8 protein-coding genes are annotated in these 7,973 nt (G+C 60.5%); 6 read left to right on the top strand and 2 right to left on the bottom strand.

Annotation, left to right across the window (positions count from 1 at the left end; genetic code table 11):
• Both EN994_RS10085 and EN994_RS10090 read left to right on the top strand, forming a co-directional pair.
• Window positions 1-451 (top strand): molybdopterin cofactor-binding domain-containing protein (locus EN994_RS10085; RefSeq protein ID WP_164745854.1); only part of this gene is annotated, 451 nt, incomplete at its 5' end.
• Between the two features lie 123 nt (window positions 452-574).
• Complete coding sequence (locus EN994_RS10090) at window positions 575-910, top strand: hypothetical protein (RefSeq protein WP_127224178.1); 336 nt, start codon at window positions 575-577, stop codon at window positions 908-910.
• Window positions 911-980: 70 nt separating this feature from the next.
• Here EN994_RS10090 and EN994_RS10095 read toward each other — a convergent pair whose 3' ends face one another.
• Together EN994_RS10095 and EN994_RS10100 are read right to left on the bottom strand one after the other, a co-directional pair.
• The gene (locus EN994_RS10095) at window positions 981-2,042 is read right to left on the bottom strand and encodes a 2-oxoglutarate and iron-dependent oxygenase domain-containing protein (RefSeq protein ID WP_063168589.1); all 1,062 of its coding nucleotides are present in this window, start codon (window positions 2,040-2,042) and stop codon (window positions 981-983) included.
• Window positions 2,039-2,998: a LysR family transcriptional regulator gene (locus EN994_RS10100; RefSeq protein WP_127307515.1), complete on the bottom strand. Its 960-nt coding sequence runs from the start codon at window positions 2,996-2,998 to the stop codon at window positions 2,039-2,041. Before EN994_RS10100 ends, EN994_RS10095 begins: the two co-directional genes overlap by 4 nt.
• Before the next feature lie 59 nt (window positions 2,999-3,057).
• On the opposite strand from EN994_RS10100, the gene EN994_RS10105 reads away from it, so the two are divergent.
• Genes EN994_RS10105 through EN994_RS10120 form a run of 4 tightly spaced genes read left to right on the top strand, consistent with a single transcriptional unit; the run spans window position 3,058 to window position 7,874 of the window.
• Window positions 3,058-4,335 carry a BMP family ABC transporter substrate-binding protein gene (locus EN994_RS10105; protein WP_164747194.1) on the top strand — a complete coding sequence of 426 codons (1,278 nt, stop codon included), beginning with the start codon at window positions 3,058-3,060 and terminating at the stop codon, window positions 4,333-4,335.
• Complete coding sequence (locus tag EN994_RS10110; protein ID WP_082826499.1) at window positions 4,335-5,885, top strand: ABC transporter ATP-binding protein; 1,551 nt, start codon at window positions 4,335-4,337, stop codon at window positions 5,883-5,885. The genes EN994_RS10105 and EN994_RS10110 overlap by 1 nt, the downstream gene beginning before the upstream one ends.
• The gene (locus tag EN994_RS10115; protein WP_013530695.1) at window positions 5,878-6,936 is read left to right on the top strand and encodes an ABC transporter permease; all 1,059 of its coding nucleotides are present in this window, start codon (window positions 5,878-5,880) and stop codon (window positions 6,934-6,936) included. Before EN994_RS10110 ends, EN994_RS10115 begins: the two co-directional genes overlap by 8 nt.
• Window positions 6,937-6,950: 14 nt before the next feature.
• Entirely contained in the window at window positions 6,951-7,874 is a 924-nt protein-coding gene (locus EN994_RS10120) for an ABC transporter permease (protein ID WP_063168591.1), read from the top strand.
• Window positions 7,875-7,973 lie beyond the last annotated feature (99 nt).

Here is a 7,973-nt window from a genome sequence, read left to right on the forward strand (position 1 = left end):
CACCGAGGGCGACTATTCCCGCCACTCCTGGTGCGCGCATTTCATCGAAGTGCGCGTCGACGAGGATTTCGGCACGGTGCGTGTATCGCGTGTGGTGTCGGCGCTGGATTCGGGCCGGCTCTACAACCCGAAACTTGCCGAAAGCCAATGGAAGGGCGGCATCATCATGGGCATCGGCCAGGCGCTATTGGAAGAAGGCATCGTCGACCGCCGCCACGGCCGCATCGTCAATGACAACCTCGCCGACTACCTCGTGCCGACCAATGCCGACATCCCCGACATCGAGGTGATCTCGGTCGGCATCCCCGACCTGCATTCCTCGGTGCTCGGCGGCAAGGGCGTTGGCGAACTGGCCATTGTCGGCGTGGCGCCGGCGATTGCCAACGCGGTATTCCATGCGACGGGAAAGAGGATCAGGGATCTGCCGATCACGCTGGAGAAGCTGATTTAAGGGCGGTGGCCGATCTACCCCTTGAGGGTCCCCTTGTGGGGAGGCCAGGCCGCAGCTTCGGGCGGTGGTGCTCCCTCCACACTTTCACCTTCAGCACTCGCGCAACCATCAAGGGGTAAGACCATGAGCGACATCCATTTTGGCACCGGCAAAATGCCCCCTGAAAACATTACCCCCCTCAGCATCGCCGACTGGCTGTGCCTTGCCGCGGCCATAGCCGAAACCGAGGCCCGCCACGCGATCCGAAAACCGCTGACCCGGACGACGAGCCGTGACTTCCTTATGCAGGTTTTCTGCTCCGTTGCTGCTCAAAGCCCAAATCGGCAAGACCGCGCTCCACCAAGCCCTCAAAGCCGAAAAATTAGCCACATCCACCGTCAAACCGAAATGGGTTCTTCTGGTGACGCCATGGCTAACCAGTTAACCCGACGCTACCCATCGAGGGTGCTATCATATTGATCTCGGTCAACGGACGGCGGGTATGCGACGCGCGGCCACAGGAGCGGCCGCGCATGACAGGATTATCCGCTTAAGCCGCGGTTTCGGCGCCGGCCTCGCTTTGCGCGGCATAGTGCGCAAATGTCGCCTTGAAGCGGCCGTTGACGTATTCGCCCGACGTGATCGGAGGGTACTTCGCAGGATGATCCTCATCAATGCAACTGGGAAGCACCTCGATCACGGCATCATAGTTTGGACCGAAGAAGAACGGGATCGAATAGCGTTCTTTGCCGGAACGATTCACCGCGCGGTGGACGGTCGAGGCGAAAAGGTCATTGGTCCAACGCGCCATCTGATCTCCCACATTGACGACGAAGCAGCCGGGGACGGGATCGGCCGCAATCCACTCGCCAGTTGCATTCAGTACCTGCAAGGCTGAAATACCATCCTTCTGGGCCAGGATCGTGAAGCACTCATAGTCCGAATGCGCCCCAATTCCGATCTGGCGGTCATCGATCTCGCCAAACTGCGGTGGATAGTGGAGCACCCGCAAAGTTGCGAGCGGCTTGCCGACCAGCAGGTCGAAATATGTCTCCTCCAACCCAAGAGCCAGAGCAAAGGCATGGAGCAGGTGGCCACTCAGCGTCAGCATCTCGGCATGGTAGGCTTCCAGTGCCGTTCGGAATTCCGGCCTGCCCGCTGGCCACTGGTTGGGACCGTAGAGTACTTTGCCGGCCTTCACGTCCGGATCGTCGGCTGGCACATCCAGCGCAATATCATACGATTCGTGCAGGTCTCCGCGCGCGGTCGGATCCGTATTCTCTTCCAATATTGCCGCATAACCGCGATTATTCTTTGAATTGGAAACGTGATTCTCCATCTTCACGTCGTCGGATTCGGCGAAATACACCTCCGCCACCCCAAACGCGGCATCGATGACCTCCTTCGGAACGTGATGGTTCTTGATATAGAGGAAGCCGACTTCCGTGCAGGCCTTGCGCAGTTCCTGGGCGAGCTTTCGCTTGGCCGCCTCGTTGCCTGCGAACATGGGCTCGAGATCGATGATCGGGATCTTGTCGAAGCTGACACGCTGCGGGTCGAGCCCTCCCCCTTTCATTGCACGCGCGCCATTACCGGTTTCAAGGACCTTCATTTTTCTGTTCCCTTTTCTTGCTGGCTTGCATCGAAGATTGTTTCGACGTAGTAGCGCGGCCCCGTGAAAACGAAGCCGGGCGAGAAGTAGCGGCCGCAGACATCCATGAACGCGGTCATCTTACGCGATGGGGCGTGCGGGCGCGATATGCGGATGCTGACCCGCTTTTCCGCGGACTCCCATGTGTCGAGCAACGGAATGAGGTGGCCGCGTTCACACTCGATCGTGGTGAAGAAGTGCGGTAGATAGGCAATGCCCTCGCCCGCAACGGCGAAGTACTTGATAGTCCAGTATTCGTTGGCGATCAGGTTGCTGCGCGGCAAGATACTTTCCTGCGCGGTACCTTTCTGTAGCCGCCAGTGCTGCAGGCCCGCCGAGGTGCGATAGACAATGCCCTGGTGTTCCGCCAAATCGGCGGGGTTTTGTGGCATCCCGGCACGCTCGACATAACTCTTGCTGGCAAAGAGTGCGAATTTTGCGGTGGGGAGCGTTTTGCCGACTTCGATACCTTCGTCCCATGAAATCACGGCGTCGAGCATATCGAGGCTCTCTGGCGCGTAGAGAACGTGCGGCGAAAAGAAGGTGAGTTCGATTTCCACCTTGGGGTAGAGCTTTCTGAACGCCATGAGCATCTGCGTGTAGTAGGCCGTGCCGAACTCCCCCGTGGCGCCGATCCGCAAGGTTCCGGTCACGTCGTCGCTCAGTTCCGTCACGGCGGCCCGCGCCGTATCGCAGCTTTGCAGGATCTGCCGCGCGTGCCCGAGCAGGGTTTGCCCTGCTTCCGTGAGCAACAGGACACGGCCGGAGCGCTCGAACAGAGCGACCTTCAGATCGTCTTCAAGCTGCTTGAGCCGGAGACTGAGCGTGGATTTGGGCAGGCCGTACAACTTCGCCGCGGCCGACAATGACCGCAGTTCCGCGATTTTTACAAATGATGCCAGAGCATCGGTGTTCATTTGATCGTTCACATTTCTGCACAAAGTGCCCAAAAAATGAGCATGATTATTTTTGTTGCATGAACGAACGTAATCGGCTGTTATGCACTGCACAAGAGCCAATTCGCTTTTGCCAAATCAAAAAAGACGCTCCGGCGGCAATCGTCACCGTGCAGGGAAGCTGCATGGGCGCGGCGTGCTTCCGGCTGAGAAAATCAAAGAAAAACAAGGGGAACCACGAAATGAAAGAGCGCAACACGAAGCCGTCCGACTCAGTTCGCCTGTTCGCGGCGGCGGCCACGGTTTTCGTATTCTGTGCTACGTCCGGCGCTTATGCCTTTACTCTGGAAGGGGCGCCCAAGGTCGCGTTCATCTACGCAAGTTCAGCGCAAGACGGCGGATGGAACGAAGCCCTCGAGGCCGGCCGCAAGGCCTTGGAGGAACAGCTACAGGTGCCCGTCTCGGTGACGGAGAACATACCGGAAGAGGCCACTAAGCTGCGCGCGGCGATCGATCTCTACGTCAAGCGCGGCTTCAACATCATAATCGGCACCACCTATGGCTACAGCGCCCCAATGGCCGAAGCGGCCAAAGCCTATCCGAATGTGGCGTTTCTCAGTGCTTCGGGCACGGAGAATGGGGCCAACATGGAAAGCTTCTATGCCCGCACTTACCAGGGTTGGTACCTTGCAGGCATCGCGGCAGGACAGGCGACGAAGACGAAGAAGATCGGCATCCTCGCCGGCTTTCCGGTCGGCGTGGTGAACTGGGATATCAACAGTTTTGCACTCGGGGCCCGTTCGGTCGATCCTACGATCGAAACGGTCGCGGTCTTCGCCAACTCCTGGTGGGACCCGGTGAAGGAAGGGCAGATCGCCCAGGCCATTCTCGACCAGAAGGCCGACGTGCTCGCCACGAATCTGAGCGCGACCTCGGCGCTCGACGCCGCCGAAAAGGCAGGCGTTCCTTCGATAGGCTTTCAGCTCGACATGTCGCATGCCGCGCCGCGGACGATCCAGACCTCCGTCATCTTCCGCTGGGAGAAATATCTTGTGCCGACGATCAAGGAGATCATCGACGGCAACTGGAAACCCGAGGAATACGGCGCTTTCGAAGGCCTTGAAACCGGCGTGGTCGATCTTGCTCCTTTTGGCCCCTCGGTTTCCGAGGAGACCAAGGCAAAGGTTGAAGCAGCAAAGCAGGAGATCATCGCCGGCAAGCTTGATCCATTCCAGGGCCCTCTGAAAAAGCAAGACGGCACCATCGTTGTCGATGTCGGCGGGAAGGTCGACGATGCGGCGCTCTGGTCGATGGACTATTTCGTCGACGGTGTCATCGGCACCATGCCGGCGAAGTAATGACGACGGCGCTTCAGCAAGCGGGCGACATGCGACGACCGCTGGGCACGCCGGCGGCTCTGTTGATGCGCGGCATAGGCAAGTCGTTTGACGGCAAAGCCGCGCTCCGCGATGCGTCCTTCTGTCTCGAATGGGGGGAGGTGCATGCCATTGTCGGTGAGAACGGTGCAGGCAAGTCCACTTTGATGAACGTGGCGGCCGGCGTCTATGTAGCAGACGGGGGCGACCAATCGATCGACGGCGAAGCGATCAGTTTGCGCAGCCCGCTGGAAGCCGCCGCCGCCGGTCTCGGCATGGTCCATCAGCATTTCCGGCTGGTCGAGAGTTTTACGGTTGCCGAAAATGTTCTCCTCGGCTTCGGCCGCAAGGCTGCTGTGAAAACGCTGACCGATGCGGCGGCGATCGTTTCCGCCAAGTCGAGCGAGATCGGCCTGCCCGTCGATCCGCACAAGCTGGTAGCGAATCTTTCGATCGCCGAACGCCAGCGCGCCGAGATCATCAAGGTCATGCTTCTGGGCGCCCGAATTCTGGTCATGGACGAACCGACGGCGGTGCTGACCGACGAGGAAGCGCGCACGCTCCTCTCTTTTGCCCAACGATTGTCGAGGCAAGGTCACGCCGTGGTTCTGATCACGCACAAGTTCCGGGAGGTTGCCGCTTTCTGCGACCGGGTAACGGTCATGCGGCACGGCGAGACCGTACTTGAGGGTGCGCGGGTTGCGAACGTCACCGAAGCGGAGGTGGCGCGGTTGATGGTCGGCGATGCCTTGACGGTTGCGGGCAGGCCGTTATCTCGGCCGGGTGATGTGTGTCTGAGCGTGGAAAGGCTTTCCGCACGGGCGACCGCTCACGGGCAAAGCCTGAACGATCTCGGGTTCGAGCTGCATGTAGGCGAAATCCTTGGCATCGCCGGCGTCGGCGGGAACGGGCAGGAGGAACTCGTTGCCTGCCTTCTCGGACTCGACCGTGCCGGCGCCGGCGCGATCGTACTGGATGGCCAGGACATATCCACCGCCAAGCCAGACCAGCGCCGCGAGGCCGGCTTGCGCGTCATCCCCTCCGACCGCTTTGACAGCGGGTTGATCCGGGAGCTTTCCATTGCCGACAATCTCGCGCTCACGACCGTCGCCAGCGGTAGCTTCGGCGGCCCGTTTCTCCTGAGCCGGCGGGCGATGCGCGAGAAGGCCGCCGAGGCCATCGATGCGTTCGATATCCGCGGCGCGACGCCGGAACGGCCGGCCTCTTTGCTCTCGGGAGGAAACGCGCAGAAAGTGTTGCTCGCGCGGGAGCTCGATCACGGCCTGAAGGTTCTCATAGCGCATTCCCCTTCTCGCGGGCTGGACATGAAAGCGGCCGAGTTCGTCCGATCGGCGATCCGCAGAGCTGTGGAAGCCGGCGCGGCTTGCCTTCTGATCAGCGAGGATCTCCAGGAGGTCATGTCCCTGTCCCATCGGGTGGCCGTCATGAACAGAGGAAGGATCGCCGGCTGCCGTCAGACCGGCGACGTCACGCCTGAATGGATAGGAGGCCTTTTAGCAGGCCATGCTTGACACAGCTTTCCTTGTTCGCAGGCAAAATCCCGGCTTCTTGTTGACCAGTCTCAGTTATGTTGGCGGACTGTTGGTCGGGCTGACGGTTTCGGCGGTGCTGCTCGTGCATGCGGGCGTGCCGGCAAGCGCTCTTGTGGATGAGTTCCTGATTGCAACTTTTCTGACCTCGGACGGCCTCTCCCAGACGGCGACGGCCGCTTTACCGTTGGTGCTAGTCGGCCTCGCCTCCGGCGTTGCCATGCGTGTGCGGTTTTGGAACATCGGCGTGGAGGGCCAGCTATGGCTCGGCGCGATCGCGTCAACCTGGGTGGCGCTGAACGGCAGCGGGCCTGAAGTGCTGAGGTTGCCGACGATGTTCGTTCTGGCGGCGCTTGCGGGAGCCGCCTGGATTGCGATTCCGCTTTTTCTGAAACTCAAGTGGGGCGTTAACGAGGTTATTTCGACCCTGCTGCTGGGAAGCGTCGCGTTTCTGCTCGTGCAGCATCTTCTGTTCGGGGTCTGGAGAGACCCTTCCAACAGCTTTCCCGTGACCGCCACCTTTCCCGAGGCGAGCTGGTTTCTCGTTCTGGGATGGGGGCAGTTGCATGCCGGAATCTTCCTGGTCGCCGTTATCGCATTGTCCATCTGGTTCGTCATGGAACACAGCCGGGTCGGCTTCTACGCGGATGCTGTAGGTTTCAACGCCAAGGCCGCGCTCGCCACGGGCCTGCCGGTGCTCAGCATAGCCGTGGGGCTCGTGCTGCTCTCCGGCGCTCTCTCAGGCGTTGCCGGCATGATGATCGTGGCGGGGACGGAGCACCGCCTCAACCAGTCCGTCGGCAACGGCTATCTCTTCAGCGCGATCGTGATCGCCTACCTGGCCCGCGCGAAGCCATTGTGGGTGGTCGTGATCTCTTTCGCGCTCGGCGCGGTGTTCACCGCCGGGAATGTCCTGAAGGTTTTCTATTCGATCTCCGAAGCGATGATCGTGCTGATGCAAGGCGCGGTACTGATGTCGATTTTGATGGCGCAGTTCTTCAGCTCCTATTCGCTCAAACGGCCCAAGAACTAGGAAGGGACAGTTGCATGGATTTTCTGATCGGCTGGATTGCCATCATTCCGAGCTATGCGGCACCGTTGCTGCTGGCGAGCCTCGGCCTCATTATCTGCGAAAGAGCCGGCGTTCTCAATCTTGGAGCGGAAGGGCTCATGGCGATCAGTGCCATGACCGGCGCGATGACGGTGCTTTCCGGAGCCGATCCTTGGGTTGGTCTTGCCGCCGGCTCAGCGGCCGCGATGGCTCTCGCTCTGCTGTTTGGAATATCGACAGTCGCCTTGCGCGCCAATCATACGCTCGCCGGCCTAGCCGTCGTCGCAATCGGACTGGGCATCACCGGGGTCGTGGGGCGACCCTACGTGCAGAAGACCTTTTCTGGCATTTCCACACTTGGCGACCTCTTCGGGATAGACCGCGGTTCGGCATTCGGCCGCATTTTCGCGGTGCAGGACCCGGTTACGCTGGCGCTGCCGATCCTGGTCGGCGCGCTCTGGTGGTGGCTTTCCAAAAGCCGACATGGCCTCAGGTTGAGGTCCGTCGGGGAAAACCCGGCCGCCGCGGATGTCGCGGGTATCGACGTGCAACTGGTTCAGTTCGGGGCTGTCCTGGCGTCCGGGCTGTTTTGTGGTCTCGCCGGAGCCTATCTCTCAGTCGCCACAAGTCATGTCTGGGTGGAGGGAATGGTCGCGTCGCGCGGCTGGATTGCCGTTGCGCTCGTCATCTTTTCGCGCTGGAACGCGGCTCGAGCTCTCTGGGGTGCGCTTCTTTTCGGAAGCGCGGATGCGCTTGTGCCTAGACTACAAGCCATAGGCGCCGACGTTCCTGTCTATCTCATGATGACTTTGCCGTACTTGCTGACGCTTGTCGTGCTGGTGGCAGGCTCATTGGGCGGCCGGCGCTCCGGCGAGCCGGCCTTCCTCGGCAGGGTCTATCTACGACAAGACAAACAATAAGGAACTTGCCCGGTTCATGAGCCCCGCGGCCCGCATCCTTCTGGACTTCGCGGATTTCATGGACAAGCATCAAGGATCGCCGATGTCTGTGCCTGTCTC

The sequence above is a fragment of the Mesorhizobium sp. M7A.F.Ca.CA.002.09.1.1 genome, assembly GCF_003998555.1.
In the GTDB taxonomy this organism is placed as follows: domain Bacteria; phylum Pseudomonadota; class Alphaproteobacteria; order Rhizobiales; family Rhizobiaceae; genus Mesorhizobium; species Mesorhizobium ciceri.

What these genes read in the sequence shown, in the direction of transcription:
- EN994_RS10090 (WP_127224178.1), top strand. Translation starts at nt 575, where the DNA reads ATGAGCGACATCCATTTTGGCACCGGCAAAATGCCCCCTGAAAACATT.
- EN994_RS10095 (WP_063168589.1), bottom strand. Translation starts at nt 2,042, where the DNA reads ATGAAGGTCCTTGAAACCGGTAATGGCGCGCGTGCAATGAAAGGGGGA.
- EN994_RS10100 (WP_127307515.1), bottom strand. Translation starts at nt 2,998, where the DNA reads ATGAACACCGATGCTCTGGCATCATTTGTAAAAATCGCGGAACTGCGG.
- EN994_RS10105 (WP_164747194.1), top strand. Translation starts at nt 3,058, where the DNA reads ATGAACGAACGTAATCGGCTGTTATGCACTGCACAAGAGCCAATTCGC.
- EN994_RS10110 (WP_082826499.1), top strand. Translation starts at nt 4,335, where the DNA reads ATGACGACGGCGCTTCAGCAAGCGGGCGACATGCGACGACCGCTGGGC.
- EN994_RS10115 (WP_013530695.1), top strand. Translation starts at nt 5,878, where the DNA reads ATGCTTGACACAGCTTTCCTTGTTCGCAGGCAAAATCCCGGCTTCTTG.
- EN994_RS10120 (WP_063168591.1), top strand. Translation starts at nt 6,951, where the DNA reads ATGGATTTTCTGATCGGCTGGATTGCCATCATTCCGAGCTATGCGGCA.